The sequence below is a fragment of the Sphingopyxis sp. 22461 genome, from assembly GCF_052044915.1.
Taxonomy (GTDB): Bacteria; Pseudomonadota; Alphaproteobacteria; order Sphingomonadales; family Sphingomonadaceae; genus Sphingopyxis.
The window spans coordinates 466832-488836 of sequence record NZ_JBQENY010000002.1; the positions used below are offsets into that span (position 1 = coordinate 466832).

At 65.8% G+C, this 22005-nt stretch carries 24 protein-coding genes and 1 pseudogene; 8 read left to right on the top strand and 17 right to left on the bottom strand.

Annotation, left to right across the window (positions count from 1 at the left end):
* Positions 1-26: 26 nt before the first annotated feature.
* The 5 genes from metE to ACTJI5_RS04895 all read left to right on the top strand — a co-directional run bounded on the left by metE (position 27) and on the right by ACTJI5_RS04895 (position 3997).
* Positions 27-2339, top strand: coding sequence for a 5-methyltetrahydropteroyltriglutamate--homocysteine S-methyltransferase (metE, locus tag ACTJI5_RS04875; protein WP_440859536.1), 2313 nt, complete (start codon positions 27-29; stop codon positions 2337-2339).
* Positions 2329-2733, top strand: a complete 405-nt coding sequence (locus tag ACTJI5_RS04880) for an acyl-CoA thioesterase (RefSeq protein WP_440859537.1) — start codon at positions 2329-2331, stop codon at positions 2731-2733. Before metE ends, ACTJI5_RS04880 begins: the two co-directional genes overlap by 11 nt.
* A gap of 153 nt (positions 2734-2886) precedes the next feature.
* Entirely contained in the window at positions 2887-3198 is a 312-nt protein-coding gene (locus tag ACTJI5_RS04885; RefSeq protein WP_440859538.1) for a hypothetical protein, read from the top strand.
* 8 nt (positions 3199-3206) lie between these two features.
* Complete coding sequence (locus tag ACTJI5_RS04890; RefSeq protein WP_440859539.1) at positions 3207-3428, top strand: hypothetical protein; 222 nt, start codon at positions 3207-3209, stop codon at positions 3426-3428.
* 74 nt (positions 3429-3502) lie between these two features.
* Entirely contained in the window at positions 3503-3997 is a 495-nt protein-coding gene (locus tag ACTJI5_RS04895) for a hemerythrin domain-containing protein (protein ID WP_440859540.1), read from the top strand.
* 94 nt (positions 3998-4091) lie between these two features.
* Here ACTJI5_RS04895 and ACTJI5_RS04900 read toward each other — a convergent pair whose 3' ends face one another.
* The 5 genes and pseudogenes from ACTJI5_RS04900 to ACTJI5_RS04920 all read right to left on the bottom strand — a co-directional run bounded on the left by ACTJI5_RS04900 (position 4092) and on the right by ACTJI5_RS04920 (position 8845).
* On the bottom strand, positions 4092-5171 hold the full coding sequence (locus ACTJI5_RS04900) for a choice-of-anchor A family protein (RefSeq protein ID WP_440859541.1): 1080 nt from the start codon (positions 5169-5171) through the stop codon (positions 4092-4094).
* Between the two features lie 153 nt (positions 5172-5324).
* Complete coding sequence (locus tag ACTJI5_RS04905) at positions 5325-5996, bottom strand: DUF6445 family protein (protein WP_440859542.1); 672 nt, start codon at positions 5994-5996, stop codon at positions 5325-5327.
* Positions 5993-7294: an RNA polymerase sigma factor gene (locus tag ACTJI5_RS04910; RefSeq protein ID WP_440859543.1), complete on the bottom strand. Its 1302-nt coding sequence runs from the start codon at positions 7292-7294 to the stop codon at positions 5993-5995. The genes ACTJI5_RS04905 and ACTJI5_RS04910 overlap by 4 nt, the downstream gene beginning before the upstream one ends.
* A 96-nt stretch (positions 7295-7390) precedes the next feature.
* Positions 7391-7741 (bottom strand): annotated as a pseudogene (locus tag ACTJI5_RS04915) (YciI family protein); the annotation flags it as partial.
* Between the two features lie 90 nt (positions 7742-7831).
* Positions 7832-8845, bottom strand: a complete 1014-nt coding sequence (locus ACTJI5_RS04920; protein WP_440859544.1) for a GlxA family transcriptional regulator — start codon at positions 8843-8845, stop codon at positions 7832-7834.
* A 138-nt stretch (positions 8846-8983) separates the two neighbouring features.
* On the opposite strand from ACTJI5_RS04920, the gene ACTJI5_RS04925 reads away from it, so the two are divergent.
* Together ACTJI5_RS04925 and ACTJI5_RS04930 are read left to right on the top strand one after the other, a co-directional pair.
* A complete protein-coding gene (locus ACTJI5_RS04925; RefSeq protein ID WP_310256313.1) occupies positions 8984-9811 on the top strand; it encodes an alpha/beta fold hydrolase in 828 nt (275 codons plus the stop codon).
* Between the two features lie 71 nt (positions 9812-9882).
* Complete coding sequence (locus ACTJI5_RS04930; RefSeq protein WP_440859545.1) at positions 9883-10377, top strand: hypothetical protein; 495 nt, start codon at positions 9883-9885, stop codon at positions 10375-10377.
* Positions 10378-10499: 122 nt separating this feature from the next.
* Here the strand turns inward: ACTJI5_RS04930 and ACTJI5_RS04935 are convergent, their stop codons facing one another.
* A complete protein-coding gene (locus tag ACTJI5_RS04935; protein WP_058536139.1) occupies positions 10500-11378 on the bottom strand; it encodes an OmpA family protein in 879 nt (292 codons plus the stop codon).
* A gap of 308 nt (positions 11379-11686) precedes the next feature.
* On the opposite strand from ACTJI5_RS04935, the gene ACTJI5_RS04940 reads away from it, so the two are divergent.
* On the top strand, positions 11687-12658 hold the full coding sequence (locus ACTJI5_RS04940) for an NAD(P)H-dependent flavin oxidoreductase (protein WP_440859546.1): 972 nt from the start codon (positions 11687-11689) through the stop codon (positions 12656-12658).
* 108 nt (positions 12659-12766) lie between these two features.
* Here ACTJI5_RS04940 and ACTJI5_RS04945 read toward each other — a convergent pair whose 3' ends face one another.
* The 11 genes from ACTJI5_RS04945 to ACTJI5_RS04995 form a co-directional block, all read right to left on the bottom strand.
* Positions 12767-13123: an AHH domain-containing protein gene (locus tag ACTJI5_RS04945; RefSeq protein ID WP_440859547.1), complete on the bottom strand. Its 357-nt coding sequence runs from the start codon at positions 13121-13123 to the stop codon at positions 12767-12769.
* Between the two features lie 117 nt (positions 13124-13240).
* On the bottom strand, positions 13241-14092 hold the full coding sequence (locus tag ACTJI5_RS04950) for a hypothetical protein (protein ID WP_440859548.1): 852 nt from the start codon (positions 14090-14092) through the stop codon (positions 13241-13243).
* 89 nt (positions 14093-14181) lie between these two features.
* Positions 14182-16143, bottom strand: a complete 1962-nt coding sequence (locus ACTJI5_RS04955; RefSeq protein ID WP_440859549.1) for a potassium transporter Kup — start codon at positions 16141-16143, stop codon at positions 14182-14184.
* Between the two features lie 39 nt (positions 16144-16182).
* Entirely contained in the window at positions 16183-16854 is a 672-nt protein-coding gene (locus ACTJI5_RS04960; RefSeq protein ID WP_440859550.1) for a tetratricopeptide repeat protein, read from the bottom strand.
* Positions 16851-17270: a cytochrome c-type biogenesis protein gene (locus ACTJI5_RS04965; RefSeq protein ID WP_440859551.1), complete on the bottom strand. Its 420-nt coding sequence runs from the start codon at positions 17268-17270 to the stop codon at positions 16851-16853. The genes ACTJI5_RS04960 and ACTJI5_RS04965 overlap by 4 nt, the downstream gene beginning before the upstream one ends.
* A gap of 143 nt (positions 17271-17413) precedes the next feature.
* A complete protein-coding gene (locus ACTJI5_RS04970; protein WP_440859552.1) occupies positions 17414-17944 on the bottom strand; it encodes a DsbE family thiol:disulfide interchange protein in 531 nt (176 codons plus the stop codon).
* A complete protein-coding gene (locus ACTJI5_RS04975; protein ID WP_440859553.1) occupies positions 17941-19911 on the bottom strand; it encodes a heme lyase CcmF/NrfE family subunit in 1971 nt (656 codons plus the stop codon). The genes ACTJI5_RS04970 and ACTJI5_RS04975 overlap by 4 nt, the downstream gene beginning before the upstream one ends.
* Positions 19912-20011: 100 nt before the next feature.
* Positions 20012-20449 carry a cytochrome c maturation protein CcmE gene (gene ccmE / locus ACTJI5_RS04980; protein WP_440859554.1) on the bottom strand — a complete coding sequence of 146 codons (438 nt, stop codon included), beginning with the start codon at positions 20447-20449 and terminating at the stop codon, positions 20012-20014.
* Complete coding sequence (locus ACTJI5_RS04985) at positions 20446-20601, bottom strand: heme exporter protein CcmD (RefSeq protein WP_156419576.1); 156 nt, start codon at positions 20599-20601, stop codon at positions 20446-20448. Before ACTJI5_RS04985 ends, ccmE begins: the two co-directional genes overlap by 4 nt.
* 3 nt (positions 20602-20604) lie before the next feature.
* Entirely contained in the window at positions 20605-21339 is a 735-nt protein-coding gene (ccmC, locus tag ACTJI5_RS04990; RefSeq protein WP_058536129.1) for a heme ABC transporter permease CcmC, read from the bottom strand.
* A 213-nt stretch (positions 21340-21552) separates the two neighbouring features.
* Complete coding sequence (locus tag ACTJI5_RS04995) at positions 21553-21906, bottom strand: YbaN family protein (protein ID WP_058536128.1); 354 nt, start codon at positions 21904-21906, stop codon at positions 21553-21555.
* Positions 21907-22005: the final 99 nt, after the last annotated feature.

Consider the following 22005-nt stretch of genomic DNA (forward strand, 5'->3'; position numbering starts at 1 on the left):
TTGCCCCTTGCAAGGTGCTTGAAGAAATGACTGTCAGCGTCGCCACCCTCGGCTTCCCCCGCATCGGCCTTCGCCGCGAGCTCAAATTCGCGCTCGAAAGCTATTGGGCGGGCAAATCCACGCTCGCCGAACTGCAGACCGCCGCATCGGGCCTCCGCGCCCTCAATTGGACGCGGCAAAAGGCACTCGGCGCCGACATTTTGCCCTCGAACGACTTCTCGCTCTACGATCACGTCCTCGACACCAGCGCGCTGATCGGCGCGATCCCGCCGCGCTACGACTGGAGCGGCGACACCGTCGACCCCGACCTCTATTTCGCCATGGCCCGCGGCGCGCAAGGTGATGCAACGGGGCCGTCCGCCTGCGGCCACAGCCACGACACCACCGCGCAGGAAATGACCAAATGGTTCGACACCAACTATCATTTCATGGTCCCCGAACTGACCGCGGGTCAGACGTTCAAGATCGCTTCGACCAAGATCTTCGACGAATTTGAGGAGGCCAAGGCGCTGGGTTATCAAACGCGCCCCGTCCTCCTCGGCCCCGTCAGCTATCTGATGCTCGCCAAGGGCAAGGCGGTCGAACCGCTCGCGCTGCTGCCGCAGCTTCTCGACGCCTACGCCGAAATCCTCGCCCGCCTCGCCAAGGCCGGCGCCGAGTGGGTCCAGATCGACGAACCCTGCCTCGTCCTCGACCTTTCGGCCGAGCAGCGCACCGCCTTCGAACGCGCCTACGCCCGCCTCGCTACCCGCGGGCCGAAGCTGATGCTCACCACCTACTTTGGTGGTCTGGGCGACAATCTGGGTCTCGTCGCCGACCTTCCCGTCCACGGCCTCCACCTCGACCTCGTCCGCGCGCCGGGCCAGCTCGAACCCGCCCTGACGAAGCTCCAGCCGCACGTTCTGCTCTCGCTCGGCGTCGTCGACGGCCGCAACATCTGGCGCGCCAACCTCCCCGACCTCTATTGGCGGCTCAAGGAACTCGCCGGCAAACGCGACCTCATCCTCGCCCCGTCCTGCTCGCTCCTCCACGTCCCCGTCGACCTCGTGCTCGAAACGTCGCTCGACCCCGAAATCGCGCAGTGGCTCGCCTTCGCGGCGCAAAAGATCGAAGAGCTTGCCGCGCTCGCCAAGGCGCTGAACGAAGGCGAGGACGCGAGCTTCGCCGCCTTCTCGGCCTCGCGCATCGCCGCGGTCGCACGCCAGACCTCGCCAAAAATCCACAACCCCGCGGTCGCCGCCCGCCTCGCCGCGCTCGACGAGTCCGCCACCAACCGCGCCTCGCCCTTCGCCGACCGACGCGACGCGCAGCAAAAGCGCCTCGCCCTCCCCGCTTTCCCGACCACGACGATCGGCAGCTTCCCGCAGACTCCCGAGGTCCGCAAGGCGCGCGCCGCGCATATCAAGGGCGAGATCGACGATGCCGCCTACGACCGCTATCTGCGCGTCGAAACGCGCGCCGCGGTCAAATGGCAGGAGGAAATCGGCCTCGACGTCCTCGTCCACGGCGAGTTCGAACGTAACGACATGGTGCAATATTTCGGCGAGCAGCTCGCCGGCTTCGCCTTCACCCGCGCCGGCTGGGTGCAAAGCTATGGCTCGCGCTGCGTCCGCCCGCCGATCCTCTACGGCGACGTCGCGCGCCCCGCGGCGATGACGGTCGACTGGTGGCGCTATGCGCAGGACCAGACCGACCGGCCGATGAAGGGCATGCTCACCGGCCCCGTCACCATCCTCAACTGGTCTTTCGTCCGCGACGACCAGCCGCGCGAGACGAGCTGCCGCCAGATCGCGCTCGCGATCCGCGACGAGGTGCAGGACCTCGAGGCTGCCGGCGCCGCGATCATCCAGATCGACGAAGCCGCGCTGCGCGAAGGCCTCCCCCTCCGCCGCAGCGAATGGCAGCATTACCTCGACTGGGCGGTCGAAAGCTTCCGGATCACCGCAAGCGGCGTCCGCGACGACACGCAGATCCACACGCATATGTGCTATTCGGAGTTCAACGACATCATCCGCGCGATCGGCGCGATGGACGCCGACGTCATCTCGATCGAGACCGCGCGGTCGCAGATGGAGCTGCTCGATGCCTTCGCCACCTACGCCTATCCGAACGAAGTCGGCCCCGGCGTCTACGACATCCACAGCCCGCGCATCCCCGTCGAGCGCGAGATGACCGACCTCCTGACCCTCGCCGGCAAACATGTCCCCGCCGCGCAGATCTGGGTGAACCCCGATTGCGGGCTCAAGACGCGCAAATGGGACGAGGTTCGCCCCGCGCTGATCGCGATGGTCGCCGCCGCGCAGGCGATGCGCATCCGGGGCGCCTATAATGCAAACTGAGCCTGCCATGCCGACCGGCCAGCCCGCCGTCCGCGTTACCGCGATGCCCGCCAACGCCAATGTCTATGGCGACATTTTCGGCGGCTGGCTGATGGCGCAGATGGACCTTGCGGCGTCGTCGGTGGCCTCGCGCCACGCACGCGGCCGCGCGGTGACGATCTCGGTGGAAGGCATGTCCTTCCACCGCCCCGTCTTCGTCGGCGACGAGGTCTCGGTGTTCGGGCGATTGGTGAAAGTCGGCCGCACCTCGATGCATGTCGAGGTCGAAGCCTGGGCGCGCGATCGTCACGCCGACGACGATAACAAGGTCACGCAGGCGATCTTTATCTTCGTCGCCGTCGGTCCCGACCGCCGCCCGCGCGCCGTCCGCCCGCTCGCCGGGGAGATCGCCTAGACCAAAGCGCGCCGCCGGGGAACCATTCCCCGGCGGCGCCTTACAATGTCCCCACAGCGCCCCCATATAGAGACTATCGCGGCACGCGTTTTTCGTAGGCCGCCGCGACTGAGAGACATGCGCGCTCCCGCTTACAAGGAGGAGCCGCGCGCCATGAATCCCGAAACGAGCCTCGCCAACCCGGCCGTCACCGAGGAGACTGCTACCCCCGCCAGGACGCGGTCGAACAGCTTCTTCCGCCCAAAGCGCGCGCCGCTGCCCCGCGACGACGCGCGGCGCCAGGGCGACATCAGCCAACTCGCCTTTCTGACGATGGGCGGACGCGATCCCGCGATCGCCTTTCTCAATAGCGAGAACGCCGAGCTCGGCGGACGCCCGCTCGCGCTCGCAACCGCCAGCGACACCGGCTACGAACAGGTTGCCACCGCGATCCGTGCCTGGGCGCGCGATCCGGGCTTCGAATGAGCCGCGCGATGAATCTCGCGCTCCCCGAGGCCGAGGTGAAGCAAATCTGCCTGTCGCAAGGCGTTAGCATCAGCGCGATCGAGCCGCTGCAATCGGGCGGCACCCGCCTCATCTGCACCACGCCCGCCGGCGCCGAGGAAATGCGCCTGCGTCTGCGTGGTCACATCATCGACGGCGCGGTCACTCGCCATCGCTTCTACCGCCCGCCCGGCGCGCAGGGGGGATATTAGCCGCTCCCGCGCAACCTTCGTCTCAGCCCCCCGTTTCTCCTTCACTCCGGGGGAGGCAATGAACGGAGACTGCAATGAACCGCGAAGATACTGACGCCACCCACATCCTGACCAAGGACCACCGCGAGGTCGAGGCATTGTTCGCAAGCTTCGAAAAGGCCGACGGCAGCAAGGAAAAGGGCCGCATCGCCGACCAGATTTGCACCGAGCTCAAGATCCATGCGCAGATCGAGGAAGAGGTTTTCTACCCCGCGCTCAAGGGGAAGATCGACGACGACCTCCTGAAGGAAGCCTATGTCGAGCATGACGGCGCCAAGATACTGATCAACGAGATCGTCGCCTCCAGTCCCGACGACGAATTTTTCGATTCCAAGGTCACCGTGCTCAAGGAAGAGATCGAGCATCATGTGAAAGAGGAAGAGAAAGAGCACGACAATATGTTCCAGCAAGCGCGCGCAGCCGACGTCGACCTCGACGCCCTCGGCGAACAGATGCTCGCGCGGAAAGAAGAGCTGAAGGCGCAGGCCAAATCGACCGGCCTGCCGCCCGCACAAACGACGACGATGTAACTATCTCGTCGGGGCGATGGCGCGATTGTCTCACGCGTCATCGCCCGACTTGTGCGCTGTCATCCACCGGTGGATGAAAGCGACAGTAAGCGCGCTAAGCCTTGTCCCGCTTCGCCGGGCGCCGTCGCCGCAACAGGATCAATCCGCCGACGCACAGCCCGAACAGGCTAAACATTCCCGGTTCGGGAACCGGGGTCGCGCCGCCGCCCGTCGAGCTGTCGCCGCCGCTTGAACTGCTGCCCGACGGCGATGTCGCATAACCGCCCTTGAACGTCCCGATATGCATCTCGCCATTCTGCTTGAGGTTGCCGAACACCGCCGACCCCTGAATGTAATTGCGCGTCTCGGCATCGGCGAGCGGCGCGAGCGCCGACCCGCCCCATGCGGTGGTCAGCTTCAGATCCTCGGCCTCGGGGAAATTCCAGATCACCCGTTCGCCGAGGTTGTTCGTGCCGCCAAGGAAATTGTCGTTGAGGTTGATCGTCCGGCCGCTGACGTTGACGATTGCGGTGTCCGCGCCGTTCAGGTTGAACTGGATCTCGCCGATCTTGTCGAGGTCGGCCGCGGTGATGTTGAACACCGCCAGGCCCTGCGCATTCGGCTGCGCGGTAAAGGTGCCGCGGTTGCCCTGCACCGTCAGCTGGCTGTTCGATTTGAGCGTGCCCATTTCGAACGACAGGCTGCCCATGCTGCTCTTCAATTCGGCCTTGTTCTGTTGCAACCCCAGCCCGAACGCCGGGTTGCTCGCGTCGAGGTTCGAAATCACCGTATTCTGGTTGATATTGGTGTTGCTGATCGTCCCGCCGACCTTCACCGTCTGGTTCGGGCCGTTGAGGTTGAAACCGCTCGAGACGTTGCCGCCGATCACGGCGCCCGATCCGTTGTTCAGATTCTTGTGGCTGCCCGTGACATTCCCGACGACGGTCAGCCCCGGCTGCCCGTTCGGCGAGGTCGTCGCGCGGATGCCATAGTTCGACGAATTGCCGCTAAGATTGCCGCCGACGAACGTCCGCCCCTCGACTTCGGACGAGGATTCAAGGTTGCCGAGCACGACGAGGTTCCACTCGCGCAGCGCGTCGATCCCGGTGATCGCCTTGCTTTGCGCAAGAGCGGGCAGCGTCATCGCGGTCGCTACGAGCGCGGCAGGGAACAGGATACGGATCGGAAAAGACACAGGTTTATCGTCCAGTTTTCAGTGGGAAGGCGCGGGCGCCCATAAGCCGTTCGTCGCCCAGCTTACACCGAAGTGCGACGGACCGTTGTCCTGTTCCGGAACAGCAGCGCGATACCGTCGCGCAGCCGTGCCAAAATCGCGGCGGATGCGGACTTAGCCGATCGAGAGGAAACCCGTGACCGTCAAACGCCCCGCCCCCGGGTCCGCCGCCAGCAGGTTGTCCGACGAAATCGCCCCGCTGTGGAGGTTCCAGCTGCGATAGAGCAGCGCGCGATTATAGCGCGCCGGTTCGGTGCGGAGGCATTCGAACAGCGGCGTATCGCCCAGGACATATTCGGGCGGCGGCACCCCGCCGTGGCGCATTTCGATGTCGAGGTGCCGAAAGAACAGGTCGCGCCGCGTTTCATCCACCGTCTCGAACCCTGTCGAGCGGTGGCGGAAGAAGGCGGTGCCATCGCCGCCAGCAGGCGACAGATAGTGGACGAGTGCGATGCGATCCTCGGTGAAAGCGTCGATATGCGGCAGGCGCTGCGGGATGGTCAGTTCGCCCGCCAGTGTCGAGACGATCGAAAAGCTCGCATCGACCACGGTGACCGGCCCGGTCCTTCCGAACGCTTCAGCGGCGGCGGCCGCAATGATCGGGAGCTGCGTCGCGAGATAGTCGGCGGGCAACGCCGCCCGCACCCCCGGAAAATGGTTGAGTGCCGGGGCGAAATCGGCCGCCTGTGCAAAATTTCGCAAGGCATCGGGATCGGGCGCGAAATCGTCGAGGATGACGAGCGGCTGCGCCTCGGTTCCGATCGTCTCGATACGGACCGACGTCATTCGGTGCATGCCGCGGCGCGGGCCAGCAGGAAATCGCGTTCGCGCTCGTTGCTCGACAGCGCCGCCGCCGCCTCGAATTGAACCCTCGCTTCATCCGGCCGCCCGGCGCGGAACAGGAAATCGCCGCGCGCGGCAGGCAGCGGCGCATAATTGCGCAGCGCCGCCGCATCGGCGATCGCGTCGACCAGCCGCAATCCGGCCTCGGGGCCGAACGCCATGCTATGCGCGACCGCCCGATTGAGCTCGACCACCGGCGACGGCATCACCTGCCCCAGCCGGTCGTAGAGGCCGGCAATGCGCTGCCAGTCGGTTGCCTCCGCCGAACGCGCCCGGGCATGGCACGCCGCAAGCGCCGCCTGCAATACATAGGGTCCGTCCGTTCCGCCCAGTTCCTCGGCCCGATCGAGCGCATTCAATCCGCGGCGGATGAGCAGCTGGTCCCACCGTGCCCGGTTCTGTTCGGTCAGCGGGACGAACCGCCCATCGGGTCCCGCCCGCGCCGTCAGCCGCGACGCCTGAATTTCCATCAGCGCGAGCAAGCCCAGCACCTCGGGCTGCTCGGGCATCAATCCGGCAAGGATACGCCCCAGTCGCTGCGCCTCGCCGCAAAGCGGCGGTCGGACGAGCGATGGCCCTGCGGTCGCGGCATAGCCTTCGTTGAAGATCAGATAGACGACCTCCAGCACCGACCCCAAACGCGCTGCCAGCTCGGCCCCACGCGGCACTTCGAACGCGACGCCCGCCTTGGCAATCGCCTTCTTGGCGCGCGTGATCCGTGCCGCAATCGCGGTTTCGTTCGACAGGAAAGCCCGGGCGATCTCCTCGACCGTCAACCCGCCGACCAGCCGCAGCGTCAGCGCAGCGCGCGCCTCGGGCGAAATCACCGGATGACAGGCGGCGAAGATCAACCCGAGCAGTTCGTCGCCGAGCGGATCGTCGAGCGCCGCCTCGACGGCCTCCGCGCTCATATCGCGCTCCTCATCGAGTTCGCGGGCGATTTCGGCATGTTTTCGCTCCCGCATCGCATGGTGCCGCGCGCCGTCGATCACCCGCCGTTTCGCCGCCGCGGTCAGCCAGGCGCCCGGATTATCGGGCACCCCCGACTTCGGCCATTCGGTCAGCGCGATCAGCAGCGCCTCCTGCGCCAGCTCCTCGGCGCGGTCGACGTCGCGCGTCATCCGGGCGAGCGCGGCAATCAACCGCGCCCGCTCGATCCGGAACACCGCCTCGATCGCCCGGTGGGTTTCGTCAGCCGCCATGCCCATCTTGTCCGCTAAGATCGCGGGCGAGGCAAGCATGGCGGCCTGCACGACTTAATCGCCGCCGAGCTTTTCGCGGAGGCGCTGTTCGCGCTCTGCAATCTCGGGCGTCATCGCATCGCCGAAATCTTCCATTTCATAGAAAGGACGGATTTCGAGTTCGCTCGGCCCGGGCATCGGGTTCGGGCAGCGCTTCGCCCACGCGACCGCCTCGTCCATGTCCTTGACCTCCCAGACCCAATAGCCCGCGACGAGTTCGCGCGTCTCGGCAAAGGGGCCGTCGATCACGGTGCGGCTCGCGCCGTCGAACGCGATGCGCTTGCCGGCCGACGAGGGTTTCAACCCGTCGCCGTCGACCATCACGCCGGCGTTGACCAGCTCCTCGTTATACTTGCCCATCGCCTCGAACATTTCGGTCATGTCCTCGGTCGGCGGCAGGCCCTTTTCGCTGTCCTCGGTCGCTTTGACAAAGACCATTACACGCATCGTCCATCTCCTTTTTGATCGGGCCAACAGCGGCTCCTGCCAACACGACGAACGAGCCGCCGCCAAATCGACACGAGCGCGAAAAAAATTTCAGGCGACCTCCGCCAGCGACTGCGGCGTCGAAAAACGCTGCCGATATTCGTGCGGCGACAGCCCGATCAGGCGGTGGAACAATTTGCGGAACGCCGCCGCATCCTCATAGCCGACGCTCCACGCGATCTGGTCGACCGTCCGCTTCGTGAACTCCAGCAGTTCGCGCGCCTTTCCCACGCGCAGATGCTGGACATATTCAACGGGCGTCATGCCGGTCGCGGCCTTGAAGCGGCGCTGGAAGGTGCGCTCCTCCATCCCCGCCTCGCCCGCCATCTCGGCGACCGCCACCGGCCCGGCTCCCCGCGCCTGCAGCCAGTGCTGCACCTTCAATATCGCCTCGTCGCCGTGCGTCAGCTTCGGCGCGAAGCTCGCATAATGTTTCTGCTCGCGCCCCGACGGATCGATCAGCAGGAAGCGCGCGGTCTCCATCATCACCGTCGGCCCCAGCAGCCGTTCGACGATGCGCAGCCCAAGATCGGTCCACGCCATCAGCCCGCCCGCGGTGACGATGTCGCCATCGTCGATCACCATCCGGTCGGCCTCCATCCGCACATCGGGAAAGCGGCTGCGAAACTCCTCGGCGAAAAACCAGTGCGTCGTCGCCGGCCGCCCCGCGAGCAATCCCGTCGCCGCCAGCGCAAACGCCCCGCCGCAATTCGACGCGAGCACCGTGCCCTGCGCATGCCGGTCGAGCAGCCAGCGTGCATAGGGCTCGACCTCGCCCGGCTCGAGCAATTTGTGGAGGCTCCCCGGCGCGATCAGCACCGCGGGCGAATTGCCCGCGGGCTCGCCCGGATGGCTGTCGAACCAGCGCGCAAAGCCGCCGCCCTCCTGCAGCTGCCAATGGCTGACCCGGATCGGGCGCCGGCCGTGATCCACCGCAAAGCGCCCCGCGACGTCGAACAAGTCGGTGATCCCGTGGACCATTCCCATCTGGCAGTCGGGATAGGTCATCATCCCGACCTCGACGAGCGGCATATCGGAGGGGTCGGGCACCTTCAGCTTGGGCATGGCGGCTCCTTTGTCGGAATCGGCCCGGATAATGTCGCGTCCGCCAATCCCGATCAAGCGCGCATCGCCGTATCTGTTGTTTCACCGGGACGGACACCCCCGCCCAAAAACGGCAAGCTCATCGAAAGGAACCATATCATGACCACCATCACCACCAAGGACGGCACCAACATCTTCTTCAAGGACTGGGGTCCGAAGGATGCCCAGCCGATCGTCTTCTCGCACGGCTGGCCGCTCAGCGCCGACGCCTGGGACGCCCAGATGGTCTTCTTCGCCAATCAGGGCTTCCGCACCATCGCCCACGACCGCCGCAGCCATGGCCGCTCGGATCAGGTCTGGGACAACAACAACATGGACCAGTACGCCGACGACCTCGCCGAACTGATCGAACAGTTGGATCTCAAGGACGTCATCCTCGTCGGCCATTCAACCGGCGGAGGCGAAGTCACCCGCTATATCGGCCGCCACGGCACCGCCCGCGTTGCCAAAGTCGCGCTGATCGGCGCGGTCCCCCCGCTGATGCTCAAGACCGAAGCCAATCCGGGCGGCCTGCCGATCGACGTCTTCGACGGCATCCGCAAGGGCACGTTCGACAACCGCCCGCAATTCTTCAAGGACCTGAGCCTGCCCTTTTACGGCTATAACCGCGACGGCGCGGTCGTCTCCGAAGCGGTGCGCGACGACTTCGTGCGGCAGGGCATGAACGGCGGCCTCAAGGGCCTGCTCGACAGCATCCGCGCCTTTTCGGAAAGCGACTTCAACGAAGACCTCAAGAAGTTCGACAAGCCGACGCTCGTCCTCCACGGCGACGACGACCAGATCGTGCCGATCGGCGCCGCGGCGCTCTCGACGGTCAAGATCGTCAAGCACGCCGTGCTCAAGGTCTATGAAGGCGCCGACCACGGCCTCACCGTCACCCATCAGGACCGGTTCAACGCCGACCTTCTCGATTTCATCAACAGCTGATAAGGGAGAGGCGCGGGTCCCAAGAATTTTTGGGACGGGCCGCGCCTCCTCACCCGTAAAGGAGACGTGTCATGATCCTCGGTTTGACCATCCCGCAGTTCACCGCCCTCCATGTCGCGATCAGCTTCGTCGGCATCGGCGCGGGTCTCATCGCGCTTCCCGCCTACGCTCGCGGCCGCATCCTGCCCCGGACGAACGGCGTCTTCCTCTGGACGACATTGCTTACCAGCCTGACCGGCTTTCTGTTCCCGATCGTCGCTTTCACCCCGGCGCTCGGCACGGGGATCGTCTCGACGCTGGTGCTCGCGGTCGCCTTCTGGGCCTGGTATGGCCGCAAGCTCGCCGGCCGCGCAGCGACGGTCTACGCGGTCAGCGCGACCGCGGCGCTCTACCTCAACCTCTTCGTGCTGGTCGTGCAGTCCTTCCTGAAGGTTCCCGCGCTCAATGCGCTGGCCCCAAACGGCACCGAACCCCCGTTCGCCGCAGCGCAGGGCGCACTCCTCCTTGTCGCAATCCTGTTCGGCACTCTCGCCGTGAAGGCCAGCCGCCGCCCGATCGCAGCCTGACCACCCCCAAACGCAGCCTGACCACCCCCAAACGACGAAGGGCGGCCTCACGGCCGCCCTTCGTTGCGTCACGGCCGCTTACGGCCGGAAATGCCGGGGTGGGCGCCGCCCACCCCGGCATCTTACATACCGTCCAAACCCTTGCTGACCAGAATATTCACCGCAACGCGGCGATTCTGTGCCTTGCCTTCGGGGGTGGTGTTGTCCGCCGCCGGGTCGGCTTCGGCCATGCCGGTGGGGGTCAGCATGCGATAGGGCTTCCAGCCGCACGCCTGCTGAAGATGATTGACGACGCGGCTCGCGCGCTTTTCGCTGAGCACCTGGTTGAGTTCCTGGCTGCCCGTCGAATCGGTGTAGCCAACGACCAGCAGCAGGGCGTTGTCCATCCCGTCGGCCTGCGATGCCGCGCTGCAGAGATCGGCTTTCGCCTGCTCGGTCAGCACCGCCTTGCCGGTGTCGAAGTTCACGTTCGTCGTGCCTTTGACATTATACTGGTCGATATCGCCCACGCGGCTGCGCAGCGCCTCGGTTGCCGCTGTTTGTTCGGCAAAGCGCTGATCGGTGCCGGTGTGGATCATCGATGCGGTGCGGAGGTCCTTGTTCTTGAGTTGGACCTGGCTCGCGACCAGTCCGCCATCCCACTGCAGCGTGTCGATGGTGACGGGCAGGCCATTGAGCAGCTGAGCCGCGCCAAGCTTGTCGCGATCGAGGCCCAGGAAGCCGCCGCTGCTCTTGATCTTGGTGTAGTCGGCGATCGCCACGGTCGTGCTGTTGCCGTCGGCGGTCGCGACCTTGATCCGGCCATCGGTGCGCGCGGCGATGATGCCCTCGACCTTCGGACCCTTGGTCATCTGGTCGGGCGAAGGCAGCGTGCCGACAACGGTCGCCATGACTTCGCCATCGTTCGGGGCCTGCTCTTGGGCAGCGAGGCTCCCCGTTGCGGTGCCGGCCAAAAGGGCCAGCGCCAATAGAATTTTCGGACTCTTGGAAACGGCGCCCATATACTTCTCCTTCTAAACAGCCGCCCGCGCAGATGGGCCCGCGTATTCGCGTGGTCCGTTCTGGGACAAGATTACTCGCGGCGAAGTCGAAAGTTGCGCAGGTCGTCGTACGCACGGTGCGACGAACCGATAAGACCGTGTCGCAAAAGCGTAATTTTTTTATTTTGTGGCTTTTCGAGGGCAGAAAATCAGCGCCCCGCGTCCGTCAACGTGGCGATCGTCCGCCACGCGCGCTTCGCCCGATACCCGCTTGCACAGCTTTCCGTTTACGTTAAGGTTAGTTGCAGACCGCAACCGGAGAGTGATTCATGGCCCTTCCCCCGATTTTCGACCGCCTGCGCCTGCCCGTGATCGGCTCGCCGTTGTTTATCGTATCGGGACCCGAGCTTGTCATCGCGCAGTGCAAGGCGGGCGTCGTCGGCAGCTTCCCGGCGCTCAATGCCCGCCCGCAATCGCTGCTCGATGAATGGCTGCACCAGATCACCGAGGAACTTGCCGCGTGGGACCGCGCCAATCCCGACCGCTTGTCGGCGCCTTACGCCGTCAACCAGATCGTTCATAAATCGAACGACCGGCTGCTCGACGACATTGCGACGTGCGAGAAATGGAAGGTGCCGATCACGATCACCTCGCTCGGCGCGCGCGAAGAGCTCAATCAGGCGGTCCATGGCTGGGGCGGCATCACGCTGCATGACATCATCGACGACCGTTTCGCCCGCAAGGCGATCGAAAAGGGCGCCGACGGCCTCATCCCCGTCGCCGCGGGCGCGGGCGGCCATGCCGGCCGGCAATCGCCGTTCGCGCTGGTGCAGGAAATCCGCGAATGGTTCGACGGACCCGTAGCCTTGTCGGGCGCCATCGGCCACGGCCGCTCGATCCTCGCCGCGCAGGCGTGCGGCGCCGACCTCGCCTACATCGGCAGCGCCTTCATCGCCACGACCGAAGCCAATGCCGAGGACGGCTACAAGAACGGCATCGTCGAAGGGCGCGCCGGCGACATCGTCTATTCGAACCTCTTCACCGGCGTACACGGTAATTATCTCCGCCAGTCGATCGTCGCCGCGGGCATGGATCCCGAAAACCTGCCCGAAGGCGATCTCAAGACGATGAATTTCGGCTCGGGCGGCAACACCAAGGTCAAGGCGTGGAAGGACATCTGGGGATCGGGCCAGGGCATCGGCCCGGTCACCGCGGTGCGCCCGGTCGCCGAATATGTCGCCGAGCTCGAAGCGCAATATCTCGCCGCGCGCCGCGAACTTGAGGCGAAGGTCAGGCTTTAAGCCAAGTACCGACGCCGCTTGCCAGGCCGTTCGGCAATGTCTGCTTCGGGGTGGTGAGCTGTCGTTCCTTTTACCGTCGCCCGCAATCGGTCGAAAGCCGATATCACCCTACCCACCGAACAGCTTATCGATCGCCTCGTCGAGATAGGGGCGGTCGACGAACAGCCGCATCGGGTCGCGCCGGTTGAGCCAGAAACCCGCGCCGTGCCGATCGGTCAGTGCGCGGCGCGTCGTGTCCTGCAACAGACGCAGGCGCATGACGGCGGTGCGCCGTGCCATTCGCGGATCGCTCGGCGCGTGAATTGCGAAATGCGTCCTGATCCGCTCGACCCGCGCCGCGATGACATCGCTATAACCATGGTGTGGTCCGCGGTGCAGCGCATGGCCGGACTGCAAAGCCGCGGGCTCGCACGCGGGGAGCATCAACCCGTTGCGCCCAAAATGCTGGAGCGCGAAGTTCGGCATGCAGTTGCTCAAACATCGCTGCCATTTGCGGGCGCTGGGTCAGGGCGATGGGGATCAGGTGATGGCGCTGGAACCCACTTTGCGGCGGCGGTGCGCCCTGCCATCCCCGCGGCGGCATCAACTATCGCGGCCGAACTCGACGATGACGGTCGACCTGTGGTCCGTGCTGCGCAAAGGCGGCAGCAGTTCAATCCATTCTCCCGCCTCCAGCCCGCGCATTGTCCGCGCATGCTGGACGGGGCCGTTGAGCATCATGTCGAGCGCAAGCCGGGACAGCCGCCGGACCATTTCGGCGACGGTCCAGCCGACGGGTATTCGCGCTTCCAGTTCCTGCCCCGCGAACAGCACCAGCCCCCGTGTTCCCATGCTGGCATCGGCGCCATTTTCGCGGCGCCGAAACGCGACGAGGTGCAGCACCGGCGGCATTCCGCTGGCCAGCATTTCGGCGATCGACGCGCGAAATTGCGGCGCATCCGACCACAGTCGCGCCGGCGACCAGAAAATATGGCTGGCATCGAACAGGTCGATCAGCAGCACCATCATCTTGAAGAATTCGCGCATCCGTGTCGGCTGCACGGTCGATGCCCCCGGCACCGCATCGCGCTTGGGGTCGCGCTCGGGGATAAAGACCCAGCACGCCCCGCTCTCGCGCCATCGTCGGGGCAGGCTCGCGGCAAGCAGGCTGGTCGATGGGTGGTCGGGATCGGCAAGATCCAGCGCAGCACCGGCCGCGGGGCCGGCCAGAACCGACACCGCCCCGAAGGTCAGGCGGAAACGGGGCGCCGCAACGCGCGCGGCGACATCGGCGCCGCCGCCCTCGCCCTCGACCCGCTCGGGCCGCAGCCCCATGCGGCGTAGCGCGGTTTCGACGGCCTCGCTCGAACCGCCCTGTATCGCCGCGCCGACGATCAGGGCAAATGGTTCCGGCGGGACCGGCAGGATCAGAGCGTCAGGGTTGCCGACATCCATAGTGTTGCGCGGCCTTTTTTGGGTCGCCCTTGCATCGCAAGACTTGCCCCGATGTACAAACGCTTATTGCCCGATGTCGGAAAGTTAACCTAGATCGCGACCTGGCTTCCCAGTTCGACGACGCGATTGGTTGGCAGGCGGAAATATTCCATCGCGCTTTCCGAATTGCGCAGCATCCACGCGAACAGCTTTTCGCGCCAGATCGGCATGCCGGGCTTGCTCGCCGCGATCAGCGTCTGCCGCGACAGGAAAAAGCTCGTCTCGATCATCTTGAACTCGCCGCCGCAGCTCGTGACGCGGGTCAGCGCCTCGGGCACGTCGATCGGCTGCATGAAGCCATAGTTGAGCACCAGCCGGTGGAACCCCTGTCCCAGATCCTCGAGCATGCAGAATTTCTCCTCCTGCACGAACGGCACGTCGGCGATCTTGATCGTCAGCAGGATGATCCGCGCATGGAGCACCTTGTTGTGCTTGAGGTTGTGGAGCAGCGCGTGCGGCACGCCGTCGCTGCTCGATGTCATGAACACCGCGGTGCCCGGCACGCGCGTCGCGCTGTTCGCCGCCGACTTCACGAACACCGGGATCGGCATCGCGCCTTCGGCCATCTCCTGCTGCATCAGCTTGCGTCCGCGCGACCAGGTGGTGAGCAAAGTGAAGATGATCAGCCCGATCGCGAGCGGCACCCAGCCGCCGTCGGGCACCTTGATCAGGTTTGCGCCGAAATAGGCGATGTCGACGATGAAGAAGACCGCGAGCACCGGCAGCGCCTTCCACGCCGGCCATTTCCACAATGTGAAGAGGACGACGCTGAGCAGGCAGGTATCGATGAACATCGCCCCCGTCACCGCAATGCCATAGGCCGCGGCCAGGTTGCTCGACGATCCGAAGAAGAGGACGAGGATGATCACCATCACCATCAGCCCCCAATTGACGATCGGGATATAGATCTGCCCCTGCGCCGACGCACTGGTGTGCTCGACGCGCAGGCGCGGCATGAAGCCCAATTGGATCGCCTGCTGAGTCAGCGAGAAGGCGCCCGAAATCACCGCCTGGCTGGCGATGATCGTCGCGAGGATCGCAAGGATGACGACGGGCACCTGCCACGCCTCGGGCATCATCTGGAAGAAGGGATCGGCGATCAGGTCGCTTCGCGGCCCCATGTCCGCCTCGAGCACCATCGCGCCCTGCCCCATATAGTTCAGCATCAGCGCCGGCAGCACAAACGTCAGCCAGCTGAGCCCGATCGGCCCGCGCCCGAAATGCCCCATGTCGGCATAAAGCGCCTCGGCCCCCGTCACCGCGAGCACGACCGCGCCGAGCGCGATGAAGGCGGTGAAACCATCGACATAGAAGAAGCGCAGCGCGTTCACCGGGTTCAGCGTTTCGACGATGATCCCCGGATGATCGACGATATGGATCATCCCGAGGATCGCGAGCATCGTGAAATAAGCGAGCATGATCGGCCCGAACAGCATCCCGACCTTCGCCGTCCCGCGCGACTGGATCGCGAACAGCCCGATCAGGATCGTCAGCGCGATCGGCACGATATAGGGCTCGAACCCCTTGTTGACGTAGCTGAGGCCCTCGGTCGCCGAGAGCACCGACATAGCGGGGGTGATCATGCTGTCGCCATAGAAGAGCGCGGTCGCGAACACGCCGAGCAGGATGATTGGCCATGTCCAGCGCTTCTCGCCCGACGAACGGCTGATCAGCGCGAGCAGCGCCAGGCTGCCCCCCTCGCCCTTGTTGTCGGCGCGCATGATCGTCAGCACATATTTGAAGGTGACGACGAGCATCATCGACCAGAAGACGAGGCTGAGCACGCCATAGATGTGCAGCCGGTCGGCCTCGATCGGATGGTGCCCGGCAAAGGTTTCGCGGAACGCGTAAAGCGGGCTCGTACCGATGTCGCCGAACACGACACCGATCGCGCCGACGGCCAGCTTCAGCTTGCCATCGCTGTGATGCCCATGCCCGTAATGGGCCGTTTCGGCGCCAGCAGTCACGGCGCCTGCAGCGCCGCCCGCCGCCTGTTGCGACTCAGCAGTCATTGCGGGCCTTTAGACGAGCCTGAGCCTTTGGAATAGGTTTCAATTTGGGACGTCCGCTGCCGGCACGCCGGCCGGGATTTCGGCGGGCAGCTGCGGCCCAAGCGCCTGACGCAATTGCGCCAGCCGCATCTCGAGGTCGGGCCGCCACGGCGCATCGGCGGGACTGCGCGCGAGCAAATCGCTCCACACCGTCTCGGCGCCTTTCAGGTCGCCGCCCTGCGCCAGCGCCAGCCCGGCGAAAAAGGGCGGCGCCGGATGCGACGGATCGCGCTTCGCCGCCTCGTCGAACGCCAGCGCGGCAGCGGGCGACATCACGCCGCCGCCGTGCGCCGCCAGCGCATTGCCGAGCCCGACCCACAGATCGACATTGTCGGGATAGGTCTCGAGCCCCTTTTCGAGCGTCTTCGCCGCGAGTTCGGTCTTGCCGGTGCGCGCGAAACCGTCGGACATGCCGAGCCACTGCGCCGCGGGGCCAAAGCGTTCGGACATCCCCTGCCGCTGGTCGGTGATCGCCTCGCCAAACCCCTCGGGCTCCTCGGGCGCCGCGACGGGCTTGCCGGGCAGCGACGGATGGCCCTGCAACGCATAGCCCGCGAGGCCCAGCATCACCGCCGCCCCCGCCAGCGGCCGCGCCGCAGCCGGCAGCTTGCCGAGCCAGAAGATACCGCCGATCGTCAGCAGCGCAATGAGTACGACCCAGAGCCAGATCATGCCGCGCCCTCCTCGTCGTCGTTCGCACCGCGGCGGAACCGGCCAAAGGCCAGCCAGCCGCCGAGCGCGAGGAAGAGCAACGGCCCGAGCCAGAGCAGCGCCGTGGCGCCGTCGAACGGCGGATCGTAGCTGACCCAATTGCCATAGCGCGCGACGAGCCACGTCTTGATTTCGGCCGGGCTTTCGCCCGCCGCGATCTTGCTGCGCACTTCGTGGCGCATATCGCCCGCGAGCGGCGCATCGGAATCCGCAATCGACTGCCCCTGACAGACGAGGCAGCGCAGCTCTTCCATCAGCGCCTTGGCGCGCGCTTCCTGCGCCGGGTCCTTGAGCTGCTGATAGGCATAGGGCGCGGGCGGCAGCCGGTCCTGGGCGGTGGCTGATGTTGGGGTGAGACCAGCGATAGCAAGCAACATGGCAAAAAAAGCAGCCGTGCCCCTGCGAAGGCAGGGGCCCATCTCCCATCGGTAGAACTTTGCGCCGCCGGACGTTTCAGGACGCGACGACCGGAGATGGGCCCCTGCCTTCGCAGGGGCACGGCAGTTTTGAATCGCGATGCTCACTTCATCGCCTCAAGCTTGGCAACGATCTCAGGCACCTGATCGGCGAGGATCACGCCCTGAATCTGCTCGCGAATGACGCCCTTGCCGTCGATCAGGAAGGTTTCGGGCACGCCCGACGATCCCAGCGCGATCTGGACGCTGCTCTGCATGTCGGCCCCGATGCGGTCGAAAGGATTGCCATATTCGCGAAGGAACATCGCGACATCCTCGGGCCGGTCGCGGATCGCGATGCCGTCGATCGGCACGCCCGCGGCCTTCAGCGCCTCGAGCTGCGGCGCCTCGGCGCGGCACGGGATGCACCAGCTCGCGAACACATTGACGAGGCGCGGGCGTCCGTCGGCAAGCTGGCTGCTCTTCAGCCCTTCCACTCCCGCCGTCGCGGGCGGCAGGTCGAACAAAGGCATCGGCTTGTCGATCCACTGCGACTGGATCAGCGTCTCGGCGGGCGTCACCAGCCGATAGATGAAGGCGCCGAACAGCAGCCCCATGATCGCCAGCGGTACGAAAAGGACCCAGCGGTTCTTCATGGCGCGAAACGCTCCTGTGATTTGCGGCTGCGTCGCGCGCGCCAGATGTTCAGCAATTGTGCGCGGCCGAGCAGCGACAGCGACGCGCCGACCGCGATCAGCGCCCCGCCGAGCCAGATCCACCACACCAGCGGCTTCCACCACAGGCGGATCTGGTAGCGGTCGGCGCTGCCGTCGTCGCTCGTCACCGGCTGCCCGAGCACGGCATAGAGCTGCCCGCCCGGCCGCGTCAGCAGCGCCGCCTCGTTGGTTTCGGTCGGCGCCGTGCCCATCAGTCCCGGAAAGGTGCGCGCTTCGGGCCGCATCGTAAAGCTGCCGCCCGACGATGTCGTCGCGACCAGCGTGCCCTCGATCGCGGTATAATTCGGCCCGGCGATCGGTTTGACGCCGACGAACTTCACCGCGAAATCGCCGACCTTCACCACATCGCCGGGCGCCGCCGCGACCAGCCGTTCCTTGATGAAGGCGCTTTCGGCGCCCATGCCGGCAAGGCACACCGCGACGCCGAAATGCGCGACGACCATGCCCCACGTCGGCAGCGGCGTGCGCCGCAGGTTGCGTCCCCACAGCGGCGCAAGGCTCGCGACCGCGACGACGCCCGCGACGGTCATGCCGAGCAGCGGCAAAATTCCGACCTTGCCACCGAACAGGATCAGCGCGAACAGCACTGTCGCGCCGGCAAAGATCGCCAGCGGCAGGCGTGACCACAGCCGTTTCCCGTCGTCCTTGCGCCAGCTCAGCAGCGGACCCGCGACCATCACGAGGCAGAGGATCAGCGCGAGCGGCCCCGCGACCTTGTTATAATAGGGCGGCCCGACCGAAATCTTCTCGCCCATCGCCTCGGCGACGATCGGATAAAGCGTGCCGAGCAGGACGAGCGCGAGGATCGTCGTGAGCAGCAGATTGTTGATGACGAGCGAGCCTTCGCGGCTGAGCAACGCGAATTTCTTGCCCTCCGCCACGCTCCCCGCCCGCAGCGCGAACAGGGTCAAAGCCCCGCCGATATAGATTGCCATCAGCGCGAGCAGGAACGTGCCGCGCTCGGGATCGACGGCAAAGCTGTGGACGCTCGTCAGCAGTCCCGAGCGGACGATGAAGGTGCCGACCATCGACATCGAAAAGCCGATCACCGCGAGCATCACCGTCCACGCGCGCAGGGCATTGCGGGTGGCGGTCACCGCGACCGAATGAAGCAACGCCGCGCCCGCAAGCCACGGGATCAGCGAGACATTCTCGACCGGATCCCAGAACCACCAGCCGCCCCAGCCGAGCTCATAATAGGCCCAGTAACTGCCCGCAGTGATGCCGAGCGTCAGGAAAATCCAGCTCCCGAGCACCCACGGCCGCATCGCACGCGCGAACGCCGGGCCGATCTCGCGCGTGATCAGCGCGCCGACGGCAAAGCTGAACGCGACCGACAGCCCGACATAGCCGACGTAAAGCGTCGGCGGATGGAAGGCGAGCCCGATGTCCTGGAGCAGCGGGTTGAGCCCCTGCCCGTCGGGCGGCGCCACCGGAAGCCGCTTGAACGGGTTCGACGAAAACAACAGGAAGGCGAAGAAACCAAGGCTCAGCGCCGCTTGCGCCGCCAAAGTCGCGACCAGCGTGTCCTCGCGCAGCCGCTTTTCGAAGATCGCGATCAGCCCCCCCGACAGCGACAGGATCATCAGCCACAGCAGCATCGAGCCTTCGTGATTGCCCCACGTCCCCGCGACCTTGAAGATCATCGGTTTCAAACTGTTGCTGTTGCGCGCGACCAGCTCGACCGACATGTCGGAGCGCACGAACAATGCGATCAGCAGCCCGAAGGCGGCCGCGGTGAGCACGCCCTGCGCAACGCTCGCCGGGCGCACGAGCGCCGCCAGATCCTTCGAACCGCCGCGCAGGAACAAGGTCCCGGCGACAAGCGAGAGGCACGCGAGCGCGGCCGCGATCCACAACAGCGCGAGACCGAGTTCGGCGATCACTGGAAAAGCTCGTCGTCCCAGCGAACGCTGGGACCGCTATCGTTCTGCTCGGACGCCAGAGATCCCAGCTTTCGCTGGGATGACGTGAATTTAGGGGCAATCATGTCGTTGCCGGCGCCTTCATATTCTTCGGCATATCGCCCATCTGCGGCGGCATATAGCGCTCGTCATGCTTGGCGAGGATGCGATCGGCGACAAACGTCCCGTCGGCGCGCATCCGGCCGTCGGCGACCATGCCGCTCTCCTCGCCAAACAGGTCGGGAACGATGCCCTTATACTCGACCGGCACCGACGCCTTGCCGTCGGTCGCGACGAAGCGGATCGTGAGGCCATCGCTCTGCCGCTTGATGCTCCCCTTGGCGACCATGCCGCCCAGCCGCATCGGCTCGCCGACCTCCGCCTTGCCGCCCTCGATCTCGACCGGCGTGCGGAAATAGGCCGCCTCGTCGCGCAGCGCGCTCGCCGCGAGCACACCGGCACCGCCGACGCCGCACAGCGCGACCAGCGCCAGAATCAGCCGTTGATGCTTGGCCTTCACTTACGATCCTTTCGCAGCGCGTCGCTGCGCTTCTCGGCCTTTTTCATCGCGCGCCAGCTCGCCCAAAGTACCGCGCCGGTCAGCACGACCGTCAGCCCATAGGCCGCGGCGACAAACGCCCATTGCCCGCCCCCGCTGATCACCCCCGTCACGCGTCAAATCCCCTCGTCGTCCGCGAGCCGCCTGAGCCGCGCCGCGACACGGTTGTCGGCGATGATCCGCCGCATCCGCATCAGGACGATGGCGCCAAATAGCAACGAAAAGCCGAGCACGGTCAACCCCAACGGCCACAGCAGCGCGCCGTCGATGCTCGACCCGCCCAGCGTGATGCTCGGCCCCTGATGCAGGCTGTTCCACCACACGACGCTGCGGTTGATGATCGGAATGTTGATCGCGCCGACCAGCGCATAGATCGCCGCGCCGCGCGACAGCGAGCCGCCCTGCCGCTGCCCGTCATCGCCGCTCGTCAGCGCGATAAAGCCCGCATAGAGAAAGAGCAGGACGAGCATCGACGTCATCCGCCCGTCCCATTCCCACCAGGTTCCCCACGTCGGGCGCCCCCAGATCGATCCGGTCGCAAGGCACAGCGCGGTGAACAGCATTCCCGGCACCGCGATCGCACGCGCCGCGATGCCCGACAGCGGATGCCGCCACACAAGCTGGATCAGCCCGGCGATCGCCAGCGACGTCCAGCCGCCCATGCCGAGCCAGGCCGACGGGACATGGACGTAAAGGATGCGCGCGGTTTCGCCCTGCTTGTAGTCGCCCGGCACCATCGCGAGCCCGGCCCACGCACCGCCCAGCACAAGCAACAGCCCGGCGCCGAGCAACCACGGCGTCAGCGGCTTGGCAATCGCAAGAAAGCGCGTGGGATTAGCGTAGGCGTGCATCGGATCGCGTCGTCCTTAGGCGAGCCGGAGAAAGGGGTCCAGCAATTTGCCCGGCGCGACCCCGGCCTCGCGGTCATGCCATATGTGGCGACCTCGTCAAGCCTCGAGTCGCCACCCTCTCGTCACCCCGGACTTGATCCGGGGTCCACGACTTGGAGCGCCGCCCATGGATCCCGGATCAAGTCCGGGATGACGAAAGGAACTGAAGTGACTTCAACCCTCCGGCCGCGTCCATATCCAGCTTCCGGTGACGGCGGCGGCGATCACCGGCACCATCACCCACGGCCAGGGCGAAAAGATCGCGGCAAGGACAATACTGAAGGCAAAGGCGGCCGTCGCGGCGATCTTGCCTTTGCGGCTGATCGCGCCCTTCGCGCGCCACGCGGCAATATGGTGCCCAAAGTGCGGGTGCGTCAGCAGCCAATTCTCGAGCCGCGGCGACGAGCGCGCAAAGCAAAAGGCGGCAAGGATGACGAACGGCACCGTTGGCAACAACGGCACGAACGCGCCAATCGCACCAAGCCCCAACGACGCCCAGCCCGCGACCAGATAAAAATGCCGTTTCATCAGGGGATGGCTTAGCGGGTTTTCTCGCCGAGGCCATCCCACAACCGTCGCCCCCGCGAAGGCGGGGGCCGCTATCGGCCTTACGCTACCTCTCCAGCG

Bases quoted from the DNA above. Each gene is read 5' to 3' on its own strand.
- metE (WP_440859536.1), top strand. From the start codon at position 27: ATGACTGTCAGCGTCGCCACCCTCGGCTTCCCCCGCATCGGCCTTCGC.
- ACTJI5_RS04880 (WP_440859537.1), top strand. From the start codon at position 2,329: ATGCAAACTGAGCCTGCCATGCCGACCGGCCAGCCCGCCGTCCGCGTT.
- ACTJI5_RS04885 (WP_440859538.1), top strand. From the start codon at position 2,887: ATGAATCCCGAAACGAGCCTCGCCAACCCGGCCGTCACCGAGGAGACT.
- ACTJI5_RS04890 (WP_440859539.1), top strand. From the start codon at position 3,207: ATGAATCTCGCGCTCCCCGAGGCCGAGGTGAAGCAAATCTGCCTGTCG.
- ACTJI5_RS04895 (WP_440859540.1), top strand. From the start codon at position 3,503: ATGAACCGCGAAGATACTGACGCCACCCACATCCTGACCAAGGACCAC.
- ACTJI5_RS04905 (WP_440859542.1), bottom strand. From the start codon at position 5,996: ATGACGTCGGTCCGTATCGAGACGATCGGAACCGAGGCGCAGCCGCTC.
- ACTJI5_RS04910 (WP_440859543.1), bottom strand. From the start codon at position 7,294: ATGCTTGCCTCGCCCGCGATCTTAGCGGACAAGATGGGCATGGCGGCT.
- ACTJI5_RS04920 (WP_440859544.1), bottom strand. From the start codon at position 8,845: ATGCCCAAGCTGAAGGTGCCCGACCCCTCCGATATGCCGCTCGTCGAG.
- ACTJI5_RS04925 (WP_310256313.1), top strand. From the start codon at position 8,984: ATGACCACCATCACCACCAAGGACGGCACCAACATCTTCTTCAAGGAC.
- ACTJI5_RS04930 (WP_440859545.1), top strand. From the start codon at position 9,883: ATGATCCTCGGTTTGACCATCCCGCAGTTCACCGCCCTCCATGTCGCG.
- ACTJI5_RS04935 (WP_058536139.1), bottom strand. From the start codon at position 11,378: ATGGGCGCCGTTTCCAAGAGTCCGAAAATTCTATTGGCGCTGGCCCTT.
- ACTJI5_RS04940 (WP_440859546.1), top strand. From the start codon at position 11,687: ATGGCCCTTCCCCCGATTTTCGACCGCCTGCGCCTGCCCGTGATCGGC.
- ACTJI5_RS04945 (WP_440859547.1), bottom strand. From the start codon at position 13,123: ATGCCGAACTTCGCGCTCCAGCATTTTGGGCGCAACGGGTTGATGCTC.
- ACTJI5_RS04950 (WP_440859548.1), bottom strand. From the start codon at position 14,092: ATGGATGTCGGCAACCCTGACGCTCTGATCCTGCCGGTCCCGCCGGAA.
- ACTJI5_RS04955 (WP_440859549.1), bottom strand. From the start codon at position 16,143: ATGACTGCTGAGTCGCAACAGGCGGCGGGCGGCGCTGCAGGCGCCGTG.
- ACTJI5_RS04960 (WP_440859550.1), bottom strand. From the start codon at position 16,854: ATGATCTGGCTCTGGGTCGTACTCATTGCGCTGCTGACGATCGGCGGT.
- ACTJI5_RS04965 (WP_440859551.1), bottom strand. From the start codon at position 17,270: ATGTTGCTTGCTATCGCTGGTCTCACCCCAACATCAGCCACCGCCCAG.
- ACTJI5_RS04970 (WP_440859552.1), bottom strand. From the start codon at position 17,944: ATGAAGAACCGCTGGGTCCTTTTCGTACCGCTGGCGATCATGGGGCTG.
- ccmC (WP_058536129.1), bottom strand. From the start codon at position 21,339: ATGCACGCCTACGCTAATCCCACGCGCTTTCTTGCGATTGCCAAGCCG.
- ACTJI5_RS04995 (WP_058536128.1), bottom strand. From the start codon at position 21,906: ATGAAACGGCATTTTTATCTGGTCGCGGGCTGGGCGTCGTTGGGGCTT.